Below are 24403 nucleotides of genomic sequence, written 5' to 3' on the forward strand. Positions count from 1 at the left end.
CACCCTACGAGAGCTCGCAATGAAAAAATAAAGGGAGGGTCAATGACCACCGAGACCACCATCGACACCGGCACCAATGAACTCCTCTGCGTCATCCGCGACCGCGTCGCCGTGATCACGCTGAACCGGCCGGAGGCGCGCAATTCGCTGTCGGACACGCTGACCCCGGCGCTGCGCACCATGATCCGCACCTGCGGCGAGAGCCCGGATGTCGGTGCGCTGCTCATCACCGGCGCGGGCGAGGCGTTCTGCGCCGGCGGCAACGTCAAGGGCATGGGCGCGCATCGCGATCCGAAGAAGCTGGAAATGTCCTTTGACGAGAAGGTAGCCGATCTCCAGGAGCGGCAGCGGCTGCTCACCGGCGCGCTGGTGTCGGTGCGCAAGCCGACCATCGCCGCCCTGCCCGGCCCTGCGGTCGGCGCCGGGCTGGCGATTGCCATGGCCTGCGATATCCGCATCGCCGCGCAATCGGCCTTTGTCGCCACCGGCTATGCCCGCATCGCGCTGAGCGGTGACTACGGCATCGCCTGGCTGCTCACCCGCCTGGTCGGCACCGCACGGGCGCGCGAGCTGCTGTTCACCGGCGACCGCGTCGACGCGGCGCGCGCCGAGACAATCGGCCTCGTCAACCGCGTCGTGCCCGACGACAAGCTGCAGACCGAAGCATTCGCATTGGCAAAGTCTCTCGCCGAAGGCCCGCGCCTGGCGCTGCGTTACATGAAGGACAATCTCGATGAGGCCCTGCTGTTCGATTTCGAGACGGCGCGCGATCACGAGGCCGAGCGATTGATCCGTCTCACCACGACCGCCGATCACAAGGAGGCGGTGCAGGCGTTTATCGAGAAGCGCAAGGCGGTGTTCACGGGGAAGTAGCAGCGTTAGAAAATCGTAGACCATCACCCTGAGGTGCTCGCCTCTTCGGCGAGCCTCGAAGGGCGACGGCCCGGATGCATCGGGGCCGCTCATCCTTCGAGGCTCCCGGCACGATGCATCGCATCGCGCCACTCGCACCTCAGGATGACGGAATGAGCACGCCAAAAAAATGCCCGGCGCTGGCTTGGCCAGGCCGGGCACCGAGTGGTGTCAGGCCGAGGCTGAGGGGCGTTCGGCCTGACGGGAAAGGGCGGCGAGACGCCAGCTCGCGCAGGGAATGTCCTGCGGCGCGACATGGATCTCCTTGTCGAAGCGCACCAGCTTCCAGTCATCGGGGTGATTGACGAAGGCAAAGCCGGATTTGCGTGCCAGCGAGATCATGGTTTCGTTGGAGCGCAGCGTGTCGCCGAACATGTGCTCGGCTTGAAGCGCGGCAGCGCGGCATTCGAGGTTCTTCATCAGCGCGGTGGCGATGCCGTGCCCCTGCCAGCGGTCGTCGACCGACAGGCCGAATTCGAGCGTCGCCGTTTCGGCGTGGAAGGCGTAGCGCGCCTCGGCAATGATGGTCTCGAAGCCATCGACCATCTTGGTCGCGACCACGGTGAAGCGCTCGCGCGCGCCGACATCGAGAAACTCGCTCAGCAGGCCCTTCGGCAGCTCGCTGATCGCGCCGAAGAAGCGGTTGTAGCGGGAGCGTGTCGTGAGCGACCGGAAATAGTGCTGAAGCTCGTCGGTATCGCGCGGCTCGACGAAGCGGAGTCTGACCGCCTCTCCCTGGCGGGTCCGCAGCGTATCCGAATATTGCTTCAGGTCTTCCAGGCGATAGCTGCTCATGACACGCGACCTCAAAAGAGGGACCTCCGGCGCCCCCGTGATCAGGCGGCGCCGGCCTGGCGGCCTATCAGGCCCGCCAGAAGGGTTTGTCGACCTCGTAGGCAATGTCGGTCCAGGACAGGCCGACGTCGTGCAGATCGCGGGCGGTCCAGTTGGTCAGTTCGCGCCGGGTCCGGTAGCGCTCGTGCCAGATGTGGAGCGTTTCGCCGATCTGGTAGAGCAGCCCGGGTGCATGATGATTTGTCATCGAATTCTGGGTCAAAGTAGACATGTTGAGCTCCTTGAGCTAACTTGAGGGCTAATATCTGCTTCCCACTGCGCCGCGACAAACGACAATTTGTACCTATTCGCATGAAATAAACTCATGCATCCTGCTGCCAAATGACTGCCAGATTGCCATCCCTGAACGGATTACGGGCGTTCGAGGCCGCCGCGCGCCATCTCAGCTTCACGGTGGCCGCATCCGAGCTGAACGTGACCCAGACCGCGATCAGCCATCAGATCCGGCGCCTTGAGGAGGAGCTCGGCATCCGCCTGTTCATCCGGCAGAACCGCGCGCTCGCGCTGACGCCGGAAGCGCGCGACTACCTGCCCGGCGTTCGCGCCGCCTTCAACGATCTCCGCCTCGCCACCGACCGGTTGCTGCGCAAGGACGACGACAAGGTTCTGACCGTCTCGACGATCGCTTCGCTCGCTGCGAAATGGCTGCTGCCGCGCCTGAGCGATTTCCAGGAGGCGCATCCCGGCATCGACGTCCGCATCACCACCTCGACCAGCCTCGTCGACTTCCAGCGCGACAATGTGGATGCCGCGATCCGCTACGGCCGAGGCCAATGGCCGGGCGTACGCGCCGACTGGCTGATGGCGGACGAGCTGTTTCCGGTGTGCAGCCCTTCACTGCTCCGCGGCGACAAATCGCTGCGCACGCCTGAGGACCTGAAGGACCACGTCCTGCTGCATACCACCACCAGCGACGATTGGCGCCTCTGGCTGACGGCAGCGGGGCTTTCAACCAACATCTCGCGACAGCCCGGCATCACCTTCGACATGACCTTGATGACGGTCCAGGCGGCGATCGATGGCATGGGCGTGGCGATGGGACGCACGTCCTACGTGCAGGACGACATCGCCAAGGGCCGGCTGGTGGTTCCCTTCAAGATCGCGCTGCCGGCCGATGCCGGCTTCTATCTGGTTTCGCCGGAGGGCCGTCGCGAGGCGCCGAAGCTTGCTGCCTTCCGCCAATGGATGATCGCTGCAACGCAGAATAAAGCCTGAAAAATCATCAACTTCCCCCGGAAAACTGATTGACTCGCCTCGCGGCGCGCGAGAAGGGGTAGACAGGTTGTCGCAGCAACAATCTGTCGCCGCGCCGTGAAAATGAGTTCCGGTCCGGCCACGTCTTCAGGGGAGCAACGTCAATGGCTGGACCAGCAGCATCATCAAATCCGCCCGCAATCAAGTCGCGCATCGGCGCGATCCTGCGCGCGACATCGGGCAATTTCCTCGAGCAGTTCGACTTCTTCCTGTTCGGATTCTATGCCGCCGCTATCGGCAAGGCGTTCTTCCCCTCGACCAACGAGACCGCGTCGCTGCTCAACACCTTCGGTGTGTTCTGGCTCGGGGCGTTGATGCGCCCTGTCGGCGCAATCGTCCTCGGCGCTTACATCGATCGCATCGGCCGCCGTCAGGGCCTGATCGTCACGCTCGGCATCATGGCGGTCGGCACCGTCGTCATCGCCTTCTGTCCGAGCTACGCCACGATCGGCATCGCAGCGCCCGTCATCGTGCTGATCGGCCGTTTGCTGCAGGGCTTCTCCGCCGGTGTCGAGCTCGGCGGCGTGTCGGTCTATCTCGCTGAGATTTCGACACCCGGCAATCGCGGTTTCTACACTTCGTTCCAGTCGTCGAGCCAGCAGGTCGCGATCTTCGTCGCCTCGATCCTCGGCTACATCCTGTCCGAGCTGATGCCGGCCGACACGGTCGCGTCCTGGGGCTGGCGCATTCCCTTCTTCGTCGGTTGCCTGATCATTCCCTTGATCTTCTTCCTGCGGCGCACGCTGGAGGAAACGCCGGCGTTCCTCGCCATGAAGAAGCACCCGACCGCGAGCCAAGTATTCGCTTCCGCGCTCGCCAATTGGCGGATCGTCATCCTCGGCATGATGATCGCGATCCTGACCACGACGACGTTCTACTTCGTGACGGTGTACACGCCGACCTTCGGCAAGACCGTGCTGAAGCTGTCGACGCAGGATGCGCTGCTGGTGACGTTGCTCGTCGCCGTCACCAATTTCATCTGGAACCCGGTGGGCGGTGCGCTGTCCGACCGCATCGGCCGCAAGCCGGTGCTGATCGGGATCGCGACGCTTGCGTTGCTCACCGCCTATCCGGCGCTGAGCTGGCTGGTGGCGGCACCGACCTTCGGCAAGCTGCTCGCGGTCGAGATGATGTTCTCGTTCTATTTCGGCATGTATAGCGGCACCATGCTCGGCGCACTGGTCGAGATCGTGCCGGCGCATGTGCGCACAACCTGCTTCTCGCTGGCCTTCGCGCTCGCAGCCGCGCTGTTCGGCACCTTCACGCCGTTCGCCTCGACCTGGCTGATCGAGCAGACCGGCAACAAGGCCATGCCCGGCGCCTGGCTGATGTTCGCGGCGCTGCTGGGTATCATCGCGGCCTCGATCGTCTATCGCGGCGGCGGCAAGGCGGTGCCGACGTATGATCCGGTCGTCGAGCCGATGGCGGGGCATTAAAGCCAGTGTCATTCCGGGGCGCCTCGAAGAGGCGAGCCCGGAATCCATCGTGCGACTGGAGTGCTGGGAGAAATGGATTCCGGGCTCGCGCTACGCGCGCCCCGGAATGACGGCGGAGACTTACAACTCCACCACCACGTAGTCGCTCTCGACCTTCACGGGAATCGTCTCGGCGACATAGGGTCCCTTCACCACGCTTGCGCCCGACTCGACATGGGCGGGATAGGCTTTCACGCGAAAGCGGCGGGGATCGCAATAGGATTGGCCGGTGCGGATGTCGAACTCCCAGCCGTGCCACGGGCAGCGGATGATCTCACCGAGTTTGGTGTACTCGATCTCGCCGGGATCCTTTGACTGCGCGAGGCCGATCAGCGGCCCCTCGCACAACGCAGCGCCCTGATGCGGGCAGCGGTTCATCAGGCCGAAATACTCGCCCTTGATGTTGAAGACCGCGATCGGCCGGCCGTCGATCTCGAGAAATTTTCGCGTGCCGGGCGGCAATTCATCGACCGCGGCAACCACATGCCGCGCCATCAAGCAATCCCGTACAGCTTCTTGGCATTGCCGAGATAGAACGCTTCGCGATTGGCCTCGCTCACGCCTGCCGGCAGCACCCGCGACGGCTCGTCATAATCCCAATGCGGATAGTCGGTCGCGAACAACAGCCGGTCCCAGCCGATCCATTTGATGACGTCGAACAGATCCTCGCGCCTTTCGGGATCTTCCATCGGCTGCGTGGTCCACCACACCTGCTCGCGGATATATTCGGACGGCGGCCGCTTTACATGCGGCACCTCGCTGCGCAGCCGTTGCCAGACCTTGTCGAGCCGCCACGCCAGCGACGGCGCCCAGCCGAAGCCGGCCTCGATCATCACCATCTTCAGCTTCGGGAAGCGTTCGAACACGCCTTCCAGCACCAGGCTCGCCAGCGCCGATTGCTGGCACTGCGAGTGGCCCACCATCTCCTCGATGTAATAGGACGGCCAGCCTGATGGCGTGATCGGGTTGCCGCCGAAGCCGAAGGCGTGCACGCCGACCGGAAGCCCCGCCTCTTCCGCGGCTTGATAGATCGGCCAATAGCGGCGCTGGCCGAGCGGCTCGACATTGCGGCTGAGCAGCAGCACCTGGACGAAGTTCTTGTCGCCGGCGCGCTCGCGAATCTCCGCAGCGGCCGACAGGCCGTCCTCATTGCCCACGACAATGGACGCCTTCAGGCGCTTGTCCTTGCTGGTCCATTTGTCGATCTGCCAATCGTTGATCGCGGAACACAGCGCCGCCGAGAGCTCATGATTGCGGATGCCCTGCCCGGTGTTGAGCGGATTGAGCACACCGAGCTGCACATTGTTGGGATCGAGCAGCTGCTTCTGCATGAAGGAGAGCGAAGAGCCCTGCGGGCCGCCTTCGGGAGGATAGGCATCGCGGCGCGAGGCGTTGGGCTGGGCCTTCGGATAGGGCGGGCCTTCCATCATGCCCTGATAGGCATGGACGCCGTAGATCTCGAGATGATGCTGCCAGCGTTTGGCGAGGTAGGGATAAAGCTCGGTCCGGGTCGCGCGTGCCGGATGGATGTCGCAGTCCGCGATCGCGGTCTTGGTCGTCAAGGGGGAGGACGTTTCGGTGCTCTCGCGGAACTGGATATTCATCGCCTTGCCTCCTTTGGCAGCGGGCTCATTTCAGGCGGGGATAGGTAGCATGCGGATTGTCGATCATGATCTTGCGCACGAGATCAGGGGTGAGACCCTCGGGCAGCGCATCCTGGCCGTCAAACTGCCAGTGCGGATAGTCCGTGGAGAATAGGACCAATTCGTCGGACTGCATATGATCAAACAGGCGAATTAATGTCTCGGGTTCCAGCGGCGCATCAAATGGCTGTAATGAGAAGCGGATGTTGCTGCGCACAATCTCGAGCGGCGCGCGATCGACCCAGGGCGTCTCCATCCGCACCCCGCGCCAGAACTTCTGCAGCCGCCAGAGAAAAGGCGAGATCCAGGACACGCCCGACTCCAGCATCACCATCTTCAGCCGCGGATATTTTGCGAACACGCCCTCGACGATCAGGCTGGTGAGCTGGGTCTGGAACGCCTGCGCCTGACCGACATAATCCTCGATGTGATAGGACCCCCAACCGACCGCGGTCGGCGGATTGTGATAGGCGGAACCGGCGTGGATGCCGACGGGGAGGTCGAGCCGTTCCGCGGCCTCATAAATCGGCCACAGCGCGCGCTTTCCGAGCGGCGTGTCGCCCATCACAAGCACCAGCACCTGCACGAAGCGCTTGTCTTCTGCGCAGCGCTCGATTTCGGCGACGGATTTCTCGATGCTTTGCATCGGGATCACGATCGAGCCGCGCAGCCGGGAGTCACGATCGAGCCATTCCCTGGCGAGCCATTCATTCAGCGCGCGGCAGAAGGCGGCCTGCATGTCCTCCGAGAACACCATCTGCACGCCGTAAAGCGGATTGCAGATGGCGTGCTTGAGCTGGAAGGGATCGAGCACATGGCGCTGCATATCCTCGAGGCTTTCGCCCGGCTTGCCGGTCTCGGGACGCCAATCGGGTCGCGCCACGATCGGCGAATTCTTCGGATAGGATTGCGAAACGAGGTCGACCATGCCGCGCGTCGTCACCTGGTCGCGCCAATAGTCGTTCAGGTAGGGCAGCAGGCTGGTCAGATGCGGCACGGCTGGATGCACATCGCAATCCACCCCACCGGCGATCAGGGACGCCATGACGTCTCCCTTCTCACGTTTCCTCGTCGGTCTCGTCGCGGGCGGCGCTTGGCCGCTTCGCTCCCGGGCGGCTCTTCGCCGCTTCGCTCCCGGGCGGCTCTTCGCCGCTCCGCCTTGTCAGCCATTCAAGCAGGCCTGCCCCTCGCCCGCAACTCGGCCAACGCTGCTGTCATATGCTAGGAAGGCTGAGCTCGGTTGCGAAGGGAACAAGGGGGAGAGGATGAAAGAGCTCGTCGGCATTGCGGAACAGGTGGCAGCGAAACTGATCGCGCGCAAACAGACGATTGCGGTTGCGGAATCCTCGGCCGGCGGCCTGATCGCGGCAAGCCTGCTCGCGGTGCCTGGCGCCTCCGCCTATTTCCTCGGCGGCGCCGTGGTCTACACCCGCGACGCCAGACGCGTGCTGATGGATATTTCGGACGAGGGGATGAAAGGCTTCCGCTCATCCTCGGAGCCCTACGCAAAACTCCTCGCCGAGCAGATGCGCGGCCGCTTCAGCTCCGACTGGGGCCTGTCCGAGACCGGCGCAGCCGGCCCCACCGGCAACCGCTACGGCGATGCCGCCGGCCACAGCTGCATGGCGGTCGCGGGGTCTGCGACGGAGGTGATGACGCTGGAGACGGACAGCAATGATCGCCTCGCCAACATGCAGATGTTCGCGGCGACGGCGCTGAAGTTGTTGTTGAGGAAGCTGGAGGGGTGAGCGGTTGCCAGCGACCACGCTTTCAGTAGTCTCCATCCTGAGGTGCTCCCCTTGCACCGCAAGGGGAGCCTCGAAGGACGACGGCCCGGCTGCATCTCGGCCGTGCATCCTTCGAGGCTCCCGGCGCGATGCTTCGCATCGCGCCACTCGCACCTCAGGATGACGGAGAGGCCGTATTTCTCGAGGCAAGGACCGACCTCACCTTCCCAAATGCCGCACAAAAATCCGCACCACATGGCCTTTGAACCGCGGCGCCTCGTCATAGAGATCTGACGCGATCCGCTCGATGGTTTCGCGCAAGGACAAGAACTGCGCTTGCCGGGCGCTGCTTTCGGTGCCCTGCATGCCCGCGAGCTCGTCCATCGCGGCGTCGCTGATCTGGCAATCCACAACGTCACCATCGTTGAGCATGGTGAAGCGGAAGGCCAGACGTTCGAGGTCGTGGCCGATGATCCTGTCGCGCGTCAGCGGCATCCAATTGTCCCGTTCGCCCCCGAACGGGACAATGCTGAAATTCGCCTGACTTGTCACCCCACAGGTGGCGGGCGGCTCACAGCTGGCCTGACCGGCCGGCTTCAGTACGCGAGAGCTGTACCGGTGGGCTTGCTCAGTGCTGCTGCCAGTGACTTGTACTCGTCGCAGTCCGTCCCGCAAATGGCCGCGATCCGGTTGAGATGGAACATCGCTTGCTCGCGATTGCCCTGCTCGAGCTGCCACAGGCCATAATATTGCCAGGTTAGCACGTGGTTCGGGTCGATCTTCAGCGCGTGCTCGTACCAGATCTGTGATTGCTTGTAGTCACCGAGCTTGCGGTAGGAGTAACCGATCAGGTTGGCGACATTCGCATTGTCGTCGTGGCCGAGTGACTTCAACTGCGCGATCGCAGCAAGGTAGTCGTTGCGCTCATAGATGGTGTCGTAGGCCACGCGGTAGCCTGCGGCAAAGGCCGGATCATCGATACTCGACTGGTTATTGGCCTTCTTGCCCTTCTGGGTGGCCTTGGTGCCGCTGCGCGACGGATAGGTCGGGGCCGGCGTACTCTGGCTGGAAGAGGGGTGGGCGAAGGGATCCATACCGCCTCCACCTCCACCGCCACCGCCTCCGCCGCCGCCTCCGCCTCCTGCTGCCCAGACAGGTGCAGATCCGGCTGTGGCAATGAGCGCCGCAAGATATGCGCCGCGAACGGCAAGCCTGATGTTCGGACTGACCATTATGGTCTCCTGATATCTGCTCGAACACGCCCCGGACGAGATGATAACCCTGCTTCGGCAGGGATATTCCCCGCGGGCACGCACGCGAGCATACGACGAGCTCGGTACGACAGGCGTGCTGCCGTTGTTGGGGCAGCTCCGATCGATTTACTGGAACGCGACCTCGGCAAAGCTGCGAAGCTTGCGCGAATGCAGCCGCTCCGATTCCTGCTGCTTGAGCCGCTCGAGCGCCTTCAGGCCGATCTCGAGATGCTGGCCGACCCGGGCGCGATAGAATTCGCTGGCCATGCCCGCGAGCTTGATCTCGCCGTGGAGCGGCTTGTCTGAGACGCAGAGCAGCGTGCCGTAGGGCACGCGGAAGCGGTAACCGTTGGCGGCGATCGCAGCCGATTCCATATCGAGCGCGACGGCGCGCGATTGCGACAGGCGGCGGATGACCTCTCGGCCGGAGATTTCCCAATTGCGGTTGTCGACGCTGGCGACCGTACCGGTGCGCATCAATCGCTTGAGCTCGAAACCTTCCAGACCCGTGACGTCCTCAACCGCTTGCTCCAGCGCGACCTGCATCTCGGCCAGCGCCGGGATCGGCACCCACGGCGGCAACTCGCGATCGAGCACATGGTCCTCGCGCACATAGCCATGCGCAAGCACGTAATCGCCGAGCCGCTGCGTGTTGCGGAGGCCCGCGCAGTGCCCGAGCATCAGCCAGGCATGCGGCCGCAGCACCGCGACGTGATCGGTGACATTGCGCGCATTGGAGGGACCGGTGCCGATATTGATCAGCGTGATGCCGCGACAGTCAGGCGCGACCAGATGGAAGGCCGGCATGTTCGGCGTGCGCGCGGGCGCGACCCCGGTCGTGCTTCCGTCAGCGCGCGTGATGACGTTGCCGGGTGCAACGAACGCGTCGAGCCCGGCTTCGCCGGACTGGAGCCGCTGCTGGCACGCTTGCGCGAAGGCATCGACGTAGAACTGGTAATTGGTGAAGATCACAAAGTTCTGGAAATGCTCGGGGTCCGTGCCGGTGTAGTGGTAGAGCCGGCGCAGCGAGTAGTCGACGCGGGCGGCGCGGAACAGCGAGAGCGGCTCGGGCGCGCCTGCCTGAAGCTGGAACGTACCGTCGGCGATGGAATCGTCCATGGTGGCGAGATCAGGCACGTCGAACGCGTCGCGCAATGATCGCGTCACCGACGAGTTCTCGCTGGTGGTGATGGCCGCCTCGATGTTGATGTCACGGCGATAGGCGAAGTGGATCGGGATCGGCTCGGCGGATTCACCGATCTCGACGGGCACGCCGTGGTTCTGGATCAACAAGCCGATCTGTTCGGTAAGATAGGCCCGAAACAGATCCGGCCGCGTCACGCTGGTCTCGTGCACACCGGGTCCCGCGACAAAGCCGTAGGAGAGACGCGAATCCAGCCGCGCATGCGTCGCCGTGGTGAGACGGACGAAAGGATAATAGGCCCGCACCCGCGTCGTGATCGCTTCACCCGAGACATAGGCCTCGAACCGGTCGCGCAGGAATTTGGTATTGCGCTCGTAGATCTCCTCGAGGCGGGCGACGGCCGCGGATGCGTCGGAGAAGGATTTGGTGGCGATGGAGGGTAGAGACTGCATTGTTCGACCGGCCAGGTTTTGGGAACGTGAGTCGAACTATAGCAACAACGTGGGCAATCGTCAGCGAAGGGTAGATTGCCTGTCACACGCACTGCTGTCATGCCCCGGCTTGGCCGGGGCATCCAGTACGCCGCGGCCTCTCGAGTCAACCACGACTGTCTCTGGAATACTGGATCGCCCGGTCAAGCCGGGCGATGACAGCCAGTCTGCCGCTCCAGATCCCGGATGCGCGCTAAGCGCGCTCCGGGATGATGCGCTTCGCGCATCACTTCTCCCGGAACGCCCGCATGAACTGGTCGTGCAGCGGCTTCAAGAGGTAGGACAGCATCGTGCGGTCGCCGGTCTGCACGAACGCCTCCACCGGCATGCCGGGGATCAGCTTGGAATCGCCGAGCTTGGCGACCTCTTCCGCCGACATCGAGACGCGGATGGTATAGTAGCTCTGGCCCGTGCGCTGGTCGGTGGTGACGTCCGGCGAGACGCGGCTGACGACGCCGTTGAGCTCCGGCGTGGTGCGCTGGTTGAAGGCGGACAGACGCAGCAGGGTTTTCTGGCCGATCTGCAGCTTGTCGATGTCGACCGGATTGACCTTGGCCTCGACCTGGAGATCGTCGGTCTGCGGCACGATCAGCATCAAGGTGTCGCCGGCGGTGACGACGCCGCCGACGGTGTGCACCGTCGATTGCAGCACCATGCCGTCCTGCGGAGCGCGAATGTCGACGCGGCGGAGCTGGTCCTCGGCCGCGACCTTGCGCTCGATCAGCTCGCCGCTCTTGTCGTTGGTCTCGCGCAGATCCTTGGAGACCTCGCTCACCATGTCCTTGTCGACCTGGATGATCTGCAATTCGGTCTCGGTGATCTTGCCCTTGGCCTGGGCCCGCGAGGCGACGTACTGCGCGCGCTCGCCATTGAGGCGGGCCGAGTCGCGCTCCAGCGTGGTCAGGCGCGAGATCTGCACCAGATGCTTGTCATAGAGATCGCGCACGCCGGTGAGCTCCTGCTGTACCAGCGCGATCTCCCTGTCCTTGGCTTTCTCCTGCGCGGAGAGACCTTCGATCTCCTCGTTGAGCTGCTGGATGCGCTCACGCAGCTGCGCCTTCTGGCCTGCACGGCCATTGACACGGACCTCGAACAGCTTGGTTTCGGCGGAGAGCAGCGCCTTGACGTCAGGATCGTCACGGCGGTCAAGCAGCGCTTGCGGAAACTCGATCTTGTCGAGACCGCGTTGCTCGGCCTGAAGCCGTGCCGCGCGCGCCTGCGCCGCGTCGAGGTTCTTGACGACGATGGCGAGGTTGGCCTTGGTCACGGTGTCATCGAGCCGTACCACGATGTCGCCCGCCTTGACCACGTCGCCGTCGCGGGCGCGCACCTCGCCGACCACGCCGCCGGTCGGATGCTGCACCTTCTTGACGTTGGATTCGACCACGACCTGGCCCGGCGCGATCAGCGCGCCCGAGATCAGCACCGTCGAGGCCCAGCCGCCGAGACCGATAGCGAGGAGCGCCACGATTCCAAGCCCGAGCATCAGGTGAAACCGGATGGAGTCCCGGACAGTCTTGGTCGCGCCCGCCTTGGTCCCGCCAACCGTCATCGTGCTCATGCTTTGGTCACTCCGCCTTCGCTGACGACCTTGATCGGCGCCGGCGGCGCGACGCGGGGCTGGAGCACCTGGGCGAGTACCTGCTCTTTCGGACCGAAGGCCTGCATGCGGCCGTCGCGCAGCACCAGGATCTGGTCGACCGCCTCGACGCCGATCGGCCGATGCGCCACCACGACGACGATGGCGCCGCGCTCGCGGGCGCTCCGGATCGCACGTGTCAGCGCCTCGTCACCTTCGGTGTCGAGGTTGGAATTGGGCTCGTCCAGCACGATCAGGAACGGATTGCCGTAGAGCGCGCGCGCCAGCGCGACGCGCTGGGCCTGGCCGGCCGAGAGCGAGGCGCCCTGCTCGCCGACCTGGGTGTTGTAGCCCTCGCGCATCTTGATGATCATCTCGTGCACACCGGCTGCCTTGGCCGCGGCGATGATGCCGTCGGAGGTCGCCTCGGGGTCGAAGCGGCTGATGTTCTGCGCGATGGTGCCGCCGAACAATTCGACGTCCTGCGGCAGATAGCCAATGTAGCGGCCGAGCACGTCGCTCGACCATTGGTCGAGCGCGGCGCCGTCGAGCCGGACCTTGCCGCGGACCGGCTGCCAGACGCCAACCAGCGCGCGGATCAGCGAGGATTTGCCGGAGCCGCTCGGCCCAATCACGCCGAGGCCGTTGCCGGCTTCGAGCGCGAAAGTGACGTCCTGCACGATGAGGCGCTGGTCGCCGGGCGCCACCATGGCAACACCTTCGACCGAGAGGCGGCTGGTGGGCGATTGCAATTGCGTCGGCGTCGCCTGCGCCGGCATCTGTTCCAGAAGCTTGCTGAGGCGGTGCCAGCTCTGGCGGGCCGCGACGAAGGATTTCCAATGCGCGATGGCGAGATCAACCGGTGCCAGCGCGCGGGCGGAGAGGATCGAGCCGGCGATGATGATGCCGGCGGTCGCCTCCTGGTGGATGACGAGCGTGGCGCCGACAGCGAGCACGGCCGATTGCAGCATCATGCGCAGCACTTTGGCGATCGCGCCGAGGCCGCCGGCGACGTCGCTCGCGCGCTGATTGCCGGCGAGGTATTTTTCGTTGGCCGCGCTCCAGCGCGCGTTGAGCCGGCCGGCCATGCCCATCGACACCAGCACCTCGGCATTGCGGCGGCTGGACTGGGCGAGGTCGTTGCGCTGGGCGGCAAGGCCCATCGCCTCCTTGGCCGGCTGGCGGGACAGAAACTCGGTGACCAGCGTCAGGCCGACCAGGATGACCGCGCCGACCAGCGCGGTCACGCCGATCCAGACGTGGAAGGCGAAGCAGATGCCGAGATAGAGCGGCAGCCAGGGCAGATCGAAGAAGGCGCTCGGGCCCATGCCGCCGAGGAAAGAGCGGACATTGTCGAGGTCGCGCAGCGGTTGCAGGCCCTCATTGCGATTGCCAACCAGCAGCGGCAGCCGCACGATGGTGTCGAACACGCGCCTGTTCAGGGCTTCGTCGAGCGCGGTGCCGACCCGTCCCAGGATGCGGCTGCGGATCATGTCGAGCACGCCCTGCGCCATGTAGAGGCCGCCGGCGAGCACGATCAGGCCGACCAGGGTCGGGATGCTGCGGCTCGGCAGCACCCGGTCGTAGACCTCCAGCATGAAGATCGACCCGGTCAAATAGAGCAGGTTGATCATGCAGCTCATGAAGCCGACGCCGACAAATGCCGAGCGGCAGGCACGCAGTGCGTCACCGAGCTCTGAACGGCGGAGGCCGGGTACGGCTGCCATCAGTCTGATCTCTTTCGGGTGAGGGGCAGTCCCCCTGGATTCAAAGGCGAATCGTGGCGTAAGCGCCGCGGATTAATATCGGGTTCTCACCCCTTGCAATGCAATCTAATTCATCCGGGCCTGGCCACATCTACTGCGGACAGGCCGATCCGCAAGTCCGGTACTTCACAGTCTTTGCGGCTTTTTCGAGTAAAGACAAGCGCCTCCCCCAGGGCGCTGACAAGCCGCTGGGGAGAGGCGCAAGGTTCCGATCGGTCGGACCGCTAGAGCCGGCCGCCGCCGCGGACCAGCCGGACCACCAGCAGCAGGATGATGGCGCCGATCGCGGAATAGATGATCTCCGAGACCAGCCCGAGGCCGAGATGGATGCCGAGCCTCGGGAACAGGAAGGTCGCCACGAACGCGCCGGCGATGCCGATCACGATATCGCCGATGATGCCAAACCCGCTCCCCCGCACGACCTTGCCAGCAAGCCAACCGGCCACCAGGCCGACGAACAGGATGACGATCAGGCTTTGACCAGAAATGTACATAAGATGAAGTCCCTCTCCGTTAACCTAGCCATGGAACGGGAACCGGGATGAACGGGGTCTGAATGGTGTTCCCGCAGGGGCCCCAGGCCTCGAATCGCGAAAACAACCCCATGCACAGTAGAAACGGCCGCCCCGCGATGCGCGAGGCGTGACGTGACAAGGGTGTGCCGGCGCAGTGGATTTTTGAGTTCAGGAGCGCACCGGCTCCGCCAGCACGCATCGTGCCGCCCGACCGGGTCCGACCTCGACGTCCGGCGGCAGTTGCTCGAGGCAGCGGGGCTGGGCCGCAGCGCAGCGCGGGGCGAAGGAGCAGGTGTTCGGCTTTTCGGCCAGCGACGGCGGGGTGCCGGGAATGGTTTCCAGCCGCTGGCCGCGCCTGGCGCCGTGGATGGTCGAGGCGAGCAGGCCCCTGGCATAGGGGTGGACCGGGGTGCGGACGATGTCGCGCAAGGTCCCCTGCTCCACGACCTGGCCGGCATACATCACCGCGACGCGGTCGCAGATCTCGATCGCGACACCAATGTCGTGGGTGACGAAGATGACGGACATGCCGAACTCGCGCTGCAGCTCGCGCAGCAGCAGCAGGATCTGGATCTGCACGGTGGCATCGAGCGCGGTGGTGGGCTCGTCCGCGAGCAGGATCCTGGGACGACAGGCGAGCGCGAGCGCGATCATCGCGCGCTGGCGCATGCCGCCGGACATTTCGTGCGGATAGGCGTCCAGCCGCCTCCTCGCCGAGGGGATGCGCACGATGTCCAGCATCTCGAGCGCCCGCGCGCGCCCTTCCGCATAGCTCTTGCCTTCATGGCGCACGACGCTTTCGGCGATCTGCGCGCCGATGGTGTAGACAGGATCGAGCGCGAGCGCCGGCTCCTGGAAGATCATCGACACGGTCTGGCCGCGGAACGACGACAGCTGCTCGTCGTCCATTGCGAGCACATCCTGCCCCATCACATCGACCGTGCCGGAAATCTGCGTGCGCTTCTTCGGCAACAGCCGCATCAGGGCGCGCAGGGTCACGCTCTTGCCCGAGCCTGACTCGCCGAGCAGGCCCAGCACTTCGCTAGTCCCCAGCGAGAGATTGAGATCGTTCACGGCATAGACCGTGCGCTCGCCGGTGAAGCGGATGTTGAGGCCTGAGATCTCGACGAGCTTTGTCATGACGGCAGTTTGGGCAACCTCTCGTGATAGTCGGTGGCGCGCTGGAATGCCGCGCCGATGGTCAGCAAAGTCGCTTCATCGAAGGAGCGGCCGATCAGCTGCATGCCGACAGGCAAGCCGCTCGCGGTGAAGCCCGAGGGGATGGTCAGCGACGGCAGGCCCAGAAAATTCACCGGGCGGGTGAACAGCGTCAGCCGCTGCAGCAGCGCCGGCGCGTTCGGTCCGCCGCCGACATCGCTCTCCTCGATCGTCGGTGCCGGCACGGGCGAGGCCGGCGCGATGATCGCGTCGACGCCGGCGGTTGCCGCATTGTGTGCGGCGAGCGCCGCGCCGCGCCAGCGCATCGCCTCGAGATAGGTGATGGCGGGAACGGCGAGACCGTTCTGAAGCCGCATCAAGGTCTGCGCGCCATAGTCCTGGGGCCGCTCGATCATCCAGCGCTTGTGGAAGGCGGCCGCTTCCGCGGCGAGCACGAGCTGGCTTGCGGCCTGCAATTGACGCTGGTCGGGCAGCTCGACCTTGACGATGTCGGCGCCCTCACGCTTGAGCACCGCAATGGTCTCGTCCAGCACGCGCGCGACCTCGGGATCGAGATCGTCGACATAGAACGATGCGGGCACCCCGAGCTTGAGGCCCTTCAGCGAGCCCCTGGTCGCCGCGACGTAGTCCGACAGCGGCTCCCGACTCGTGGTCGTATCCTCGGGGTCGGGGCCAGCTATCAACGCCAGCAGCAGCGCGCAGTCTTCCGCGGTCCGCGCGAGCGGGCCAACTGTATCGAGCGATTGCGACAGCGGCATCGCGCCGGCGCGGCTGACGCGGCCGACGGTGGTCTTCAGCCCCGTGACGCCGCAGAAATGCGCGGGAAAGCGGATCGAGCCGCCGGTGTCCGAGCCCAGCGCCGCATAGGTCAGTCGCGCGGCGACGGCCGAGCCGGAGCCCGAGGAGGAGCCGCCGGTGATATGGGCGACATTCCAGGGATTGCGCACCGGGCCGTAATGGGCATTGTGCCCGGTCGGGCCGTAGGCGAATTCGGCGAGATGCAGCGTGCCAAGACGGACCTGGCCGGCATCCTTCAGCCGCTGCAACGCGGTCGACGTCACCGCCGGCACGAAATCGCGGCGGATCAGCGAGCCGCAGGTGCAGACCTTGCCGGCATCATAATACATGTCCTTGTGCGCGAGCGGCACGCCATGCAGCGGACCGCGCACCACGCCCTTCGCAAGCTCGGCGTCGGCGCTATCAGCCGCCTTCAGCGCGGCTTCGGACTCGATCGACATGAAGGCGTTGAGATGAGGCTGCCATTGCGCAATGCGGTGCAGCAGCGCGCGTGTCACCTCATGCGAGGACACCTGCTTCATCGCGATCGCGCGCGCGACCTCGGTGAGCGTCATCAAGGCGGGCTCGGTGCTCATTTCGACACCTTCTGGGTCTGCGCGAGCGGATAGAGCGCGGGCTCGAGGTCGAACGGCAGCGTGCCGGCGATGGCGGCAAAGCCCTCGAAGGCAGGTCCGATGGAGTTCGAGATGCGCGTTGCGATCTCGTCGTTCACGGGGACGCCGGCGATCTGCGCCGTCGCCTGGATTTCCTTTGTCGTCGGTCTTGTCATGCGGTTTCCTCTTGGGGCGCGCGGCTGTGGCCTGAACCTGGAATCGCCATGTAGCACGCAGCCTCGTGGCCCATACTATCGAGCGCCGTGAGCTTTGGCGTCGCATTTGCGCAGAGCGGCTCCGCAAACGGGCAACGGGTGTGGAAACGGCAGCCCGAAGGCGGATCGATCGGGTTGGGCGGGTCGCCCGAGATCGGCGGCTTCTCGGTGCGCCTGTCAGGGTCGGAGGACGGCATCGCAGCGAGAAGCGCGCGCGTATAGGGATGCGCGGGACTGTCCCAGACCTGGTCGACCGGGCCGAGCTCGACGACCTCGCCGAGATACATGACCAGCACGCGGTCCGAGATGTAGCGCACGACGTTGAGGTCGTGGCTGATGAAGAGATAGGTCAGCCCGAACTCGCGCTTGAGATCGGCAAGCAGATTGAGCACCTGCGCCTCGACGGATTTGTCGAGCGCGGAGACGGCTTCGTCCAGGATCACCAGCCGCGGCGACAGCGCCAGCGCACGCGCGATGTTGACGCGCTGGCGCTGGCCGCCGGAGATTTCGTGCGGATAGCGGTTGGCGAAATTTGCAGGGACGAGGCCGACCTTGCCGAGCAGCTCGCGGGCCAGCGCGCGCGCCGCGCCGTCGGCCATGCCGTGGACTTTCGGGCCGAAGGCGATGGACTCTTCGATCGTCAGGCGTGGATTGAGCGAGGCATAGGAGTCCTGGAACACCATCTGCATGCCGCGGCGCAATTGGCGCAAGGACAGCGACTGCCCGACGGTCATGCCGTCATAGATGACGTCGCCGTCATCGCGCGGCATCAGATGCATCAGGAGGCGCGCGGTGGTGGACTTGCCGCAGCCGGACTCGCCGACGATGCCGACGGTCTCGCCCTTGGCGACGGAGAAGGAGACGTTGTCGACGGCGCGCACGGTGCGCTTGCCGGCGAACAATCCGCCACGCACGGGGAAGTGTTTCGTCAGGCCGTTGACCTGGAGCAGCGGCTGCGCAACGCCGCCGCGGTCTTCGACCGGCTCCAGCATGGCAACGGAAGTGTTGATCTCGGTCATGGCCGCGCGCTCCCACCTCTCCCCGTCGGGGAGAGGTCGCGCCGAAGGCGCGGGTGAGGGGGCGCGGCAAACTCGGTGCAGCGTAACCCCTCACCCGGATTGCATCTGGCGATGCAATCCGACCTCTCCCTACGGGAGAGGTGTACGGAGCACGCCGCGATAGTCCGCCTTGGCATCATCATTCTCAATTCCTGATGTCCATGGCGCTGCGCAGGCCGTCCGAGAGCAGGTTGAAGCAGATCGAGACGGCGAAGATCATCGCGCCCGGCAGGGCCGCGACCCAGGGGTTGACGTAGATCGCGGTGCGCAGGGTGTTCAGCATCAGGCCCCATTCCGGCTCCGGCGGCTTGGTGCCGAGGCCGAGGAAGGAGAGGCCGGCGGCCAGGATCATCGAGACCGAGATGAGGCTGGTGGCATAGACGAAGATCGCGCCCAGCACATTGCCGAGGATGTGCACGCGCATGATCGTGAGCGGCCCCGCGCCGGAGGCGCGCGCGGCCTCGACGAAATCCATGTTGCGCACACCGGTCGTGACGCTCTCGGCGACGCGGGTGATCTGCGGCACGAACACGATGGTCAGCGCCACGATGGAGTTGAGGATGCCGGCACCCAGCGCGCCTGATATCGCGATCGCCAGCAGCACGGAGGGGAACGCGTAGAACACGTCGACGGTGCGCATGATCGCGGTGTTGAGCCTGCCGCCGACATAGCCGGCGATGATGCCGAGCGAGGTCCCGATGCAGAAGGCGAGGATCACGGGCAGAATGCCGATGACGAGCGACAGCCGCCCGCCATAGATCAGCCGTGCCAGCATGTCGCGGCCGAGCTCGTCGGTGCCGAGCGGATAGCCAGACGTGCCGATGTGGCGGAGGCGTCGGATCATCGAGCCCTTGTAGGGATCTTCCAGCCCAAGCCACGGCGCGAGGATCGCGGAGACGAAGATCAGCAGCAGCACGATGGCGCAGGCCATGCTGACCTTGTCGCGCAGGATGCGGCGGCCGACCGTCGCCCAATAGCCGCGGGCGTTGGTAGCGGGCGCGACCTGCAGCGCGGCGTCGGGGGTGGTGGCGGACAAGGGAAGCTCGGTCATGGGCGGGCTCCCGAAAGATGGTACGATCGATGCAAGCCAAGGTGGTGGTGCACCTCTCCCGCTTGCGGGAGAGGTCGGCGCATCGCGCCGGGTGAGGGCTTTCTCCTCTGGGGGGTTCTCGCGCGAGGAGACACCCTCTCCCCAACCCTCCCCCGCAGGCGGGGGAGGGAGCGCACCATTAGCGTGGCGACCGCTGGGCTCATCCCGCTAGCCCCGCTTGATGCGCGGGTCGATCGCGGCTTGCGCGATGTCGACCAGGAGGTTGAGGACAACGAAGAACAGCGCCAGCACCAGGATCGTGCCCTGCAGCAGCGGCAGGTCGCGCTGGAAGATTGCAGAGTTGAGCAGGAAGCCGGAGCCCGGCCAGGAGAACACGGTCTCGATCAGGATCGAGCCGCCGAGCATGTAGCCGAGCTGGAGCCCCATCACCGCGAGCGCGGTCGGGGCGGCGTTCTTGATGACGTGGCGGAACACGCCGCGTTCGTGCAGACCCTTGGCGCGCAACGCCTCGACGAAGTCCTGCGAGAGAATATCGCCGGTGAGCGCGCGCACGGTGCGGGTGACGATGCCCATCGGGATCACCGAGGTCGTGATCGCCGGCAGCACGAGATATTGCAGATGCGCCCAGTCCCAGGCCCAGAAATTGGAGCCGTTGGGTCCGGCGCCGACCGCGGGCAGCCAGTTCAGCTCGACCGAGAAGATGATGACCAGCACCATGCCGAGCCAGTAATGCGGTACTGAGACGCCGGCGATGGCAAAGGAGGTCGCGACCTTGTCGATCCAGGTCTCGCGGAAATAGCCGGCGATCAGCCCGAGCAGGATGCCCATGGTGAAGCCGATGACGGCCGCGGCAATCGCCAGCGTCACCGTGTTGCCGACCGCACGCATGACTTCGGCCAGCACCGGGCGGCCGGTCGCGATGGAATTGCCGAGGTCGCCATGCAGCGCGCGCAACAGCCAGAGTCCGAACTGCACCGGCAGCGGCCGGTCGAAACCGTAGGCGGCGCGGAGCTGCGCGGCGAGCTCCTGCGAGGCATCGGCGGGGAGCACCGCGACCAGCGGATCACCCGGCGTGATGTGCACGAGCAGAAAGCACACCAGCGCGACGCTGATGACGATTGGGATGACATAGACGATGCGTCTGGCGGTATAGGCGAGCACGTTTGGTTACTCAGGTTAGCGCGGAGATGCCGTCATGGCCGGGCTTGTCCCGGCCATCCACGTTCTTCGCTTCGGAACCACGAAGCAAGAAAGGCGTGGATGCCCGGGTCAAGCCCGGGCATGACGGATAGATAGAACAGCGATCGCTACGGCGTCATCGAGATCGGCGAGAAGTCGATGAACCAGCTCTTCGGCTGGATCACGCCTGTCACTTTCGGGCTGATGGCGCGCGGGCCGACGTCGTGGGCGACGTAGAGGAAGGCGGCGTCATCGACGGAGGCTGCGTGCAGCTCGGCCAGCGCGGCGTCGCGCGCGGCGGGATCGAAGGTCTGCCGCGCGGTCTTGACCAGCTCGTCGAATTTGGGATTGTTGATATAACCCCAATTGTTCGAGACCGGCGGGGCCATGCCCGATTGCAGGAAGCGCACCAGCGCGAAGAACGGGTCCATCGCCGCATAGGTGACGTTGGTCGCGTTCGAACCGTTGGCCGAGGGGTCCTTGGCGCCGCGGCGCCAGTTGGTGAACAGCGTATTCCACTCGATGACATCGAGCTGCACGTCGAAATAGCATTCGGCGAGCGCCTGCTGGAGATATTCGTTCATCGGCAGCGGCTGCATCTGGCCCGAGCCTGAAGCCGACGTCTGGATCTTGACCGTCAACTTCTTGTTCGGACCGAAGCCGGCCTCCTGCATCAGCTTTTGCGCGGCCGGCTTGTCGTACTTGATCTCGAAGGTCGGTTTTCCCCGCCAGGGATGGCCGGGCTCGAAGGTGCCTGATGCGGGCACCATGAGCCCCGCAAGCAGCCCGTCCTTGAGGCCTTCGCGATCGACGCAGAGATTGGCCGCCTTGCGGACGCGGATGTCGTTCCAGGGCGAGCCCTCGACGCGCGAGAACTGCCACGGCCAGACATGCGGCTGCTCGTTGGCGTAGAGCTTGAAGCCGCGCTGCTTCAGCTCGGGCAGCGCATCCGGCGCCGGCGCCTCCACCCAATCGACCTGGCCGGACAGCAGCGCCGCGGTGCGCGCATTGGCCTCCGGCATCGGCAACAGCACCATCTTGTCGATCTTGGGCACGCGGGCCTTGTTCCAATAGTCAGCATTCTTGACCAGCTCGAGCCGTTCGCGCGGGGTGAAGCTCGCCATCTTCCATGGCCCGGTGCCCGCGGCGTCCTTGGCAAAGGCGGCCCAGGCCGCCTGCGACTTGGCCTTGGCATCAGTGCCTTCGGCCTTGTCATAGAAATGCTGCCACTTCGCCGGGCTCGCCATGAACAGGTTGGTGAGATTGATCGGCAGGAAGCTGTCGGGCTCCTTGGTGGTGAGCTCGACGGTCATGTCGTCGATCTTCTTCGCGGAGGCCAGCGTCGGCATGCGCGAGGCGGTGACGCCGACCTGGCTCGGATCGAACTGCGGCGCGTCCTGCTTCAAGACCTTGTCGACGTTCCACACCACGGCATCGGCATTGAACGGCGTGCCGTCGTGGAAGGTGACGCCGGGGCGCAGCTTGAAGGTCCATTTGGTCTTGTCGGCATCGTCGACCTTCCATTCGGTCGCAAGGCCTGGAATCACCACGCTCGGCTTGTCGGCGGAGGAGAGGTCCCAGCCGGTGAGCGCGTCATACATGGTGAGGCCGGTGAAGCGGTTGCCTTCAAAACCCTGATCGGGCTGACCGAGCGTGCGCGGAATGTCCGCGGCGGTCATGCCGATGCGCAGCACGGTCTCGGCGCCCGCCGCGCGCGGCCAGGCGGCCGCAGAGGTCAGGGCGAGTGCAGCAATCAGTGCTGCGCGCGCGGTTGTCTTGATGAGCATTGCTGTCGTCCTTTTCCCGGAAACGATGATTAATTTTGATGCAAACGTATGCAATGGCTATGCCAGTGGAGGAAAGTTATTCTGCAAATTGCCCCTGCGACGACAAGTCCTTGTGATCGCCCGTGTGCATGGCCACCGCCCTGCCTATTCTGGCATCAAGATTGCAGCGTTTGAGCCCGAATTCTCCTGGGAGCTTTGGGCCATGCGTATTCGTTTTACGACCTGTCTCGCTGCGCTTGCGCTGGCGACATCAGCACTCTCGGCGCGCGCCGAAACGGTGGTGCGCTACGGCATCTCGATGGCGGATATTCCGCTGACGACGGGTCAGCCCGATCGCGGCGCCGGCGCCTACCAGTTCACGGCCTACACCATCTACGATCCGCTGGTGGCCTGGGAGATGGATGTCGCCGACCGCCCTGGCAAGCTGGTGCCCGGGCTCGCGACCGAATGGAAGGTCGATGACAACGACAAGACGAAGTGGCGCTTCGCCCTGCGCAAGGGCGTGAAGTTTCACGACGGCAGCGAGTTCAACGCCGATGCGGTGATCTGGAATCTCGACAAGGTGCTCAACGACAAGGCGCCGCAATTCGACAAGCGCCAGAGCGCGCAGGTGAAGACCCGCCTGCCCTCCGTCGCCAGCTACGCCAAGATCGACGACTTCACGGTGGAGATCACGACCAAGACCGTCGACTCATTCTTCCCCTATCAGATGCTGTGGTTCCTGGTCTCGAGCCCGGCACAATATGAGAAGCTCGGCAAGGATTGGGACAAGTTCGCGAGCCAGCCGTCGGGCACCGGCCCGTTCAAGCTGACCAAACTGGTGCCGCGCGAGCTCGCCGAGCTAGCCAAGAATCCGGACTATTGGAACGCGAAGCGGATTGCCAAGGTCGACAAGATCGTGCTGGTGCCGATGCCGGAAGCGCTGACGCGCACCAATGCGCTACTCGCCGGCCAGGTCGACCTGATCGAGACGCCGGCTCCCGATGCCGTACCGCAGCTCAAAGCCGCCGGCATGAAGCTCGTCGACAACGTCACGCCGCATGTCTGGAATTATCATCTCAGCGTGCTGCCGGGCTCGCCCTGGACCGACATCCGCCTGCGCAAGGCACTGAACCTTGCCATCAACCGTGACGAGGTCGTCGGCCTGATGAACGGCCTCGCCAAACCCGCCAAGGGCCAGGTCGACCCGTCGAGCCCATGGTTCGGCAAGCCGAGCTTTGAATTGAAGTACGATCTCGCGGCCGCGAAGAAGCTGGTCGAGGAAGCCGGCTATTCCAAAGCAAAGCCGCTGAAGACCACCTTCATCATCGCGCAGGGCGGTACCGGCCAGATGCTGTCGCTGCCGATGAACGAATTCCTGCAGCAGAGCTTCAAGGAGATCGGGATCGAGATCGAGTTCAAGGTGGTCGAGCTCGAGACGCTCTATACGCATTGGCGCAAGGGCGCCGCCGACGAGATGAATGCCGGCATCACCGCCAACAACATCGCCTATGTCACGTCAGACCCGCTCTACGCCATCGTCCGCTTCTTCCACTCCGGCCAGATCGCGCCTGTCGGCGTCAACTGGGGCGGCTACAAGAACCCTGAGGTCGATGCGCTGATCGACCAGGCCAAGCAGACCTTCGACAGCGGCAAGCAGGACGAACTGCTGGCCCGGGCCCATGCGCTTGTCGTCGACGATGCCGTGCTGGTCTGGGTCGTGCACGACACCAACCCGCACGCGCTGTCGCCGAAGATCAAGCAGTTCGTGCAGGCGCAGCACTGGTTCCAGGATCTGACCACGATCGGGGTGGAGTGAAGAAGCACGGCTGTCGTAGGGTGGGTTAGCCGAAGGCGTAACCCACCACTGTCCGTCGCTGCGGAAACCAAAGTGGTGGGTTACGCCTTGCAGACGCGCTTCGCGCATCTGCAAGGCTAACCCACCCTACA

23 protein-coding genes are annotated in these 24403 nt (G+C 64.8%); 5 read left to right on the top strand and 18 right to left on the bottom strand.

What is annotated here, in order from left to right:
- The first annotated feature begins 42 nt into the window (after positions 1-42).
- Positions 43-873 (top strand): enoyl-CoA hydratase, encoded by an 831-nt coding sequence (locus HYH07_RS28180; RefSeq protein ID WP_220005521.1) that lies wholly within the window; start codon positions 43-45, stop codon positions 871-873.
- Between the two features lie 210 nt (positions 874-1083).
- Here HYH07_RS28180 and HYH07_RS28185 read toward each other — a convergent pair whose 3' ends face one another.
- Complete coding sequence (locus HYH07_RS28185) at positions 1084-1707, bottom strand: GNAT family N-acetyltransferase (RefSeq protein ID WP_220005522.1); 624 nt, start codon at positions 1705-1707, stop codon at positions 1084-1086.
- Between the two features lie 67 nt (positions 1708-1774).
- On the bottom strand, positions 1775-1978 hold the full coding sequence (locus HYH07_RS28190) for a DUF1127 domain-containing protein (protein WP_220005523.1): 204 nt from the start codon (positions 1976-1978) through the stop codon (positions 1775-1777).
- A gap of 110 nt (positions 1979-2088) precedes the next feature.
- Here HYH07_RS28190 and HYH07_RS28195 point away from each other — a divergent pair, with 110 nt between their 5' ends.
- Together HYH07_RS28195 and HYH07_RS28200 are read left to right on the top strand one after the other, a co-directional pair.
- Entirely contained in the window at positions 2089-2982 is an 894-nt protein-coding gene (locus tag HYH07_RS28195) for a transcriptional regulator GcvA (protein ID WP_220005524.1), read from the top strand.
- A 143-nt stretch (positions 2983-3125) separates the two neighbouring features.
- On the top strand, positions 3126-4457 hold the full coding sequence (locus tag HYH07_RS28200) for an MFS transporter (RefSeq protein WP_220005525.1): 1332 nt from the start codon (positions 3126-3128) through the stop codon (positions 4455-4457).
- 120 nt (positions 4458-4577) lie between these two features.
- Here the strand turns inward: HYH07_RS28200 and HYH07_RS28205 are convergent, their stop codons facing one another.
- From HYH07_RS28205 to HYH07_RS28215, 3 genes are read right to left on the bottom strand one after another with little or no spacing between them, the layout of a single operon-like run.
- Positions 4578-4991 (bottom strand): Rieske (2Fe-2S) protein, encoded by a 414-nt coding sequence (locus HYH07_RS28205; RefSeq protein WP_220005526.1) that lies wholly within the window; start codon positions 4989-4991, stop codon positions 4578-4580.
- Positions 4991-6100 (bottom strand): amidohydrolase family protein, encoded by a 1110-nt coding sequence (locus HYH07_RS28210; protein ID WP_220005527.1) that lies wholly within the window; start codon positions 6098-6100, stop codon positions 4991-4993. Before HYH07_RS28210 ends, HYH07_RS28205 begins: the two co-directional genes overlap by 1 nt.
- Before the next feature lie 25 nt (positions 6101-6125).
- Positions 6126-7184: an amidohydrolase family protein gene (locus HYH07_RS28215; protein WP_220005528.1), complete on the bottom strand. Its 1059-nt coding sequence runs from the start codon at positions 7182-7184 to the stop codon at positions 6126-6128.
- Positions 7185-7404: 220 nt separating this feature from the next.
- Between HYH07_RS28215 and HYH07_RS28220 the strand changes: the two genes are divergently transcribed.
- A complete protein-coding gene (locus tag HYH07_RS28220) occupies positions 7405-7887 on the top strand; it encodes a CinA family protein (protein ID WP_220005529.1) in 483 nt (160 codons plus the stop codon).
- Between the two features lie 198 nt (positions 7888-8085).
- On the opposite strand, the gene HYH07_RS28225 is transcribed toward HYH07_RS28220, so the two are convergent.
- From HYH07_RS28225 to HYH07_RS28285, 13 genes are all read right to left on the bottom strand, one after another.
- Entirely contained in the window at positions 8086-8361 is a 276-nt protein-coding gene (locus HYH07_RS28225; protein ID WP_057746200.1) for a DUF1488 family protein, read from the bottom strand.
- A gap of 101 nt (positions 8362-8462) precedes the next feature.
- Positions 8463-9098 carry a tetratricopeptide repeat protein gene (locus HYH07_RS28230; protein ID WP_220005530.1) on the bottom strand — a complete coding sequence of 212 codons (636 nt, stop codon included), beginning with the start codon at positions 9096-9098 and terminating at the stop codon, positions 8463-8465.
- Between the two features lie 147 nt (positions 9099-9245).
- On the bottom strand, positions 9246-10715 hold the full coding sequence (locus HYH07_RS28235; protein WP_220005531.1) for an AMP nucleosidase: 1470 nt from the start codon (positions 10713-10715) through the stop codon (positions 9246-9248).
- 265 nt (positions 10716-10980) lie between these two features.
- Positions 10981-12315 (bottom strand): HlyD family type I secretion periplasmic adaptor subunit, encoded by a 1335-nt coding sequence (locus tag HYH07_RS28240; RefSeq protein WP_220005532.1) that lies wholly within the window; start codon positions 12313-12315, stop codon positions 10981-10983.
- A complete protein-coding gene (locus HYH07_RS28245) occupies positions 12312-14060 on the bottom strand; it encodes a type I secretion system permease/ATPase (protein WP_220005533.1) in 1749 nt (582 codons plus the stop codon). Before HYH07_RS28245 ends, HYH07_RS28240 begins: the two co-directional genes overlap by 4 nt.
- A gap of 263 nt (positions 14061-14323) precedes the next feature.
- Positions 14324-14593 carry a GlsB/YeaQ/YmgE family stress response membrane protein gene (locus HYH07_RS28250; RefSeq protein WP_220005534.1) on the bottom strand — a complete coding sequence of 90 codons (270 nt, stop codon included), beginning with the start codon at positions 14591-14593 and terminating at the stop codon, positions 14324-14326.
- Between the two features lie 189 nt (positions 14594-14782).
- Positions 14783-15754, bottom strand: coding sequence for an ABC transporter ATP-binding protein (locus HYH07_RS28255; RefSeq protein ID WP_220005535.1), 972 nt, complete (start codon positions 15752-15754; stop codon positions 14783-14785).
- Entirely contained in the window at positions 15751-17166 is a 1416-nt protein-coding gene (locus tag HYH07_RS28260; protein WP_220005536.1) for an amidase, read from the bottom strand. The genes HYH07_RS28255 and HYH07_RS28260 overlap by 4 nt, the downstream gene beginning before the upstream one ends.
- Entirely contained in the window at positions 17163-17360 is a 198-nt protein-coding gene (locus HYH07_RS28265) for a hypothetical protein (RefSeq protein ID WP_220005537.1), read from the bottom strand. Before HYH07_RS28265 ends, HYH07_RS28260 begins: the two co-directional genes overlap by 4 nt.
- A complete protein-coding gene (locus tag HYH07_RS28270) occupies positions 17357-18418 on the bottom strand; it encodes an ABC transporter ATP-binding protein (RefSeq protein ID WP_220005538.1) in 1062 nt (353 codons plus the stop codon). Before HYH07_RS28270 ends, HYH07_RS28265 begins: the two co-directional genes overlap by 4 nt.
- A gap of 184 nt (positions 18419-18602) precedes the next feature.
- Positions 18603-19508, bottom strand: coding sequence for an ABC transporter permease (locus tag HYH07_RS28275; protein ID WP_220005539.1), 906 nt, complete (start codon positions 19506-19508; stop codon positions 18603-18605).
- A gap of 207 nt (positions 19509-19715) precedes the next feature.
- Entirely contained in the window at positions 19716-20669 is a 954-nt protein-coding gene (locus HYH07_RS28280; protein WP_220005540.1) for an ABC transporter permease, read from the bottom strand.
- Between the two features lie 146 nt (positions 20670-20815).
- The gene (locus tag HYH07_RS28285; protein WP_220005541.1) at positions 20816-22474 is read right to left on the bottom strand and encodes an ABC transporter substrate-binding protein; all 1659 of its coding nucleotides are present in this window, start codon (positions 22472-22474) and stop codon (positions 20816-20818) included.
- Positions 22475-22676: 202 nt separating this feature from the next.
- On the opposite strand from HYH07_RS28285, the gene HYH07_RS28290 reads away from it, so the two are divergent.
- Positions 22677-24272, top strand: a complete 1596-nt coding sequence (locus tag HYH07_RS28290; RefSeq protein WP_220005542.1) for an ABC transporter substrate-binding protein — start codon at positions 22677-22679, stop codon at positions 24270-24272.
- Positions 24273-24403: the final 131 nt, after the last annotated feature.

The organism is Bradyrhizobium sp. BR 10261 (assembly GCF_019455395.1).
GTDB classification, from domain to species: domain Bacteria; phylum Pseudomonadota; class Alphaproteobacteria; order Rhizobiales; family Xanthobacteraceae; genus Bradyrhizobium; species Bradyrhizobium manausense.

Coding starts and splice junctions, on each gene's coding strand:
- HYH07_RS28285 (WP_220005541.1), bottom strand. CDS start 22,474: ATGCTCATCAAGACAACCGCGCGCGCAGCACTGATTGCTGCACTCGCC.
- HYH07_RS28220 (WP_220005529.1), top strand. CDS start 7,405: ATGAAAGAGCTCGTCGGCATTGCGGAACAGGTGGCAGCGAAACTGATC.
- HYH07_RS28180 (WP_220005521.1), top strand. CDS start 43: ATGACCACCGAGACCACCATCGACACCGGCACCAATGAACTCCTCTGC.
- HYH07_RS28260 (WP_220005536.1), bottom strand. CDS start 17,166: ATGAGCACCGAGCCCGCCTTGATGACGCTCACCGAGGTCGCGCGCGCG.
- HYH07_RS28185 (WP_220005522.1), bottom strand. CDS start 1,707: ATGAGCAGCTATCGCCTGGAAGACCTGAAGCAATATTCGGATACGCTG.
- HYH07_RS28200 (WP_220005525.1), top strand. CDS start 3,126: ATGGCTGGACCAGCAGCATCATCAAATCCGCCCGCAATCAAGTCGCGC.
- HYH07_RS28230 (WP_220005530.1), bottom strand. CDS start 9,098: ATGGTCAGTCCGAACATCAGGCTTGCCGTTCGCGGCGCATATCTTGCG.
- HYH07_RS28275 (WP_220005539.1), bottom strand. CDS start 19,508: ATGACCGAGCTTCCCTTGTCCGCCACCACCCCCGACGCCGCGCTGCAG.
- HYH07_RS28250 (WP_220005534.1), bottom strand. CDS start 14,593: ATGTACATTTCTGGTCAAAGCCTGATCGTCATCCTGTTCGTCGGCCTG.
- HYH07_RS28205 (WP_220005526.1), bottom strand. CDS start 4,991: ATGGCGCGGCATGTGGTTGCCGCGGTCGATGAATTGCCGCCCGGCACG.
- HYH07_RS28215 (WP_220005528.1), bottom strand. CDS start 7,184: ATGGCGTCCCTGATCGCCGGTGGGGTGGATTGCGATGTGCATCCAGCC.
- HYH07_RS28195 (WP_220005524.1), top strand. CDS start 2,089: ATGACTGCCAGATTGCCATCCCTGAACGGATTACGGGCGTTCGAGGCC.
- HYH07_RS28290 (WP_220005542.1), top strand. CDS start 22,677: ATGCGTATTCGTTTTACGACCTGTCTCGCTGCGCTTGCGCTGGCGACA.
- HYH07_RS28235 (WP_220005531.1), bottom strand. CDS start 10,715: ATGCAGTCTCTACCCTCCATCGCCACCAAATCCTTCTCCGACGCATCC.
- HYH07_RS28255 (WP_220005535.1), bottom strand. CDS start 15,754: ATGACAAAGCTCGTCGAGATCTCAGGCCTCAACATCCGCTTCACCGGC.
- HYH07_RS28270 (WP_220005538.1), bottom strand. CDS start 18,418: ATGACCGAGATCAACACTTCCGTTGCCATGCTGGAGCCGGTCGAAGAC.
- HYH07_RS28240 (WP_220005532.1), bottom strand. CDS start 12,315: ATGAGCACGATGACGGTTGGCGGGACCAAGGCGGGCGCGACCAAGACT.
- HYH07_RS28245 (WP_220005533.1), bottom strand. CDS start 14,060: ATGGCAGCCGTACCCGGCCTCCGCCGTTCAGAGCTCGGTGACGCACTG.
- HYH07_RS28210 (WP_220005527.1), bottom strand. CDS start 6,100: ATGAATATCCAGTTCCGCGAGAGCACCGAAACGTCCTCCCCCTTGACG.
- HYH07_RS28225 (WP_057746200.1), bottom strand. CDS start 8,361: ATGCCGCTGACGCGCGACAGGATCATCGGCCACGACCTCGAACGTCTG.
- HYH07_RS28190 (WP_220005523.1), bottom strand. CDS start 1,978: ATGTCTACTTTGACCCAGAATTCGATGACAAATCATCATGCACCCGGG.
- HYH07_RS28265 (WP_220005537.1), bottom strand. CDS start 17,360: ATGACAAGACCGACGACAAAGGAAATCCAGGCGACGGCGCAGATCGCC.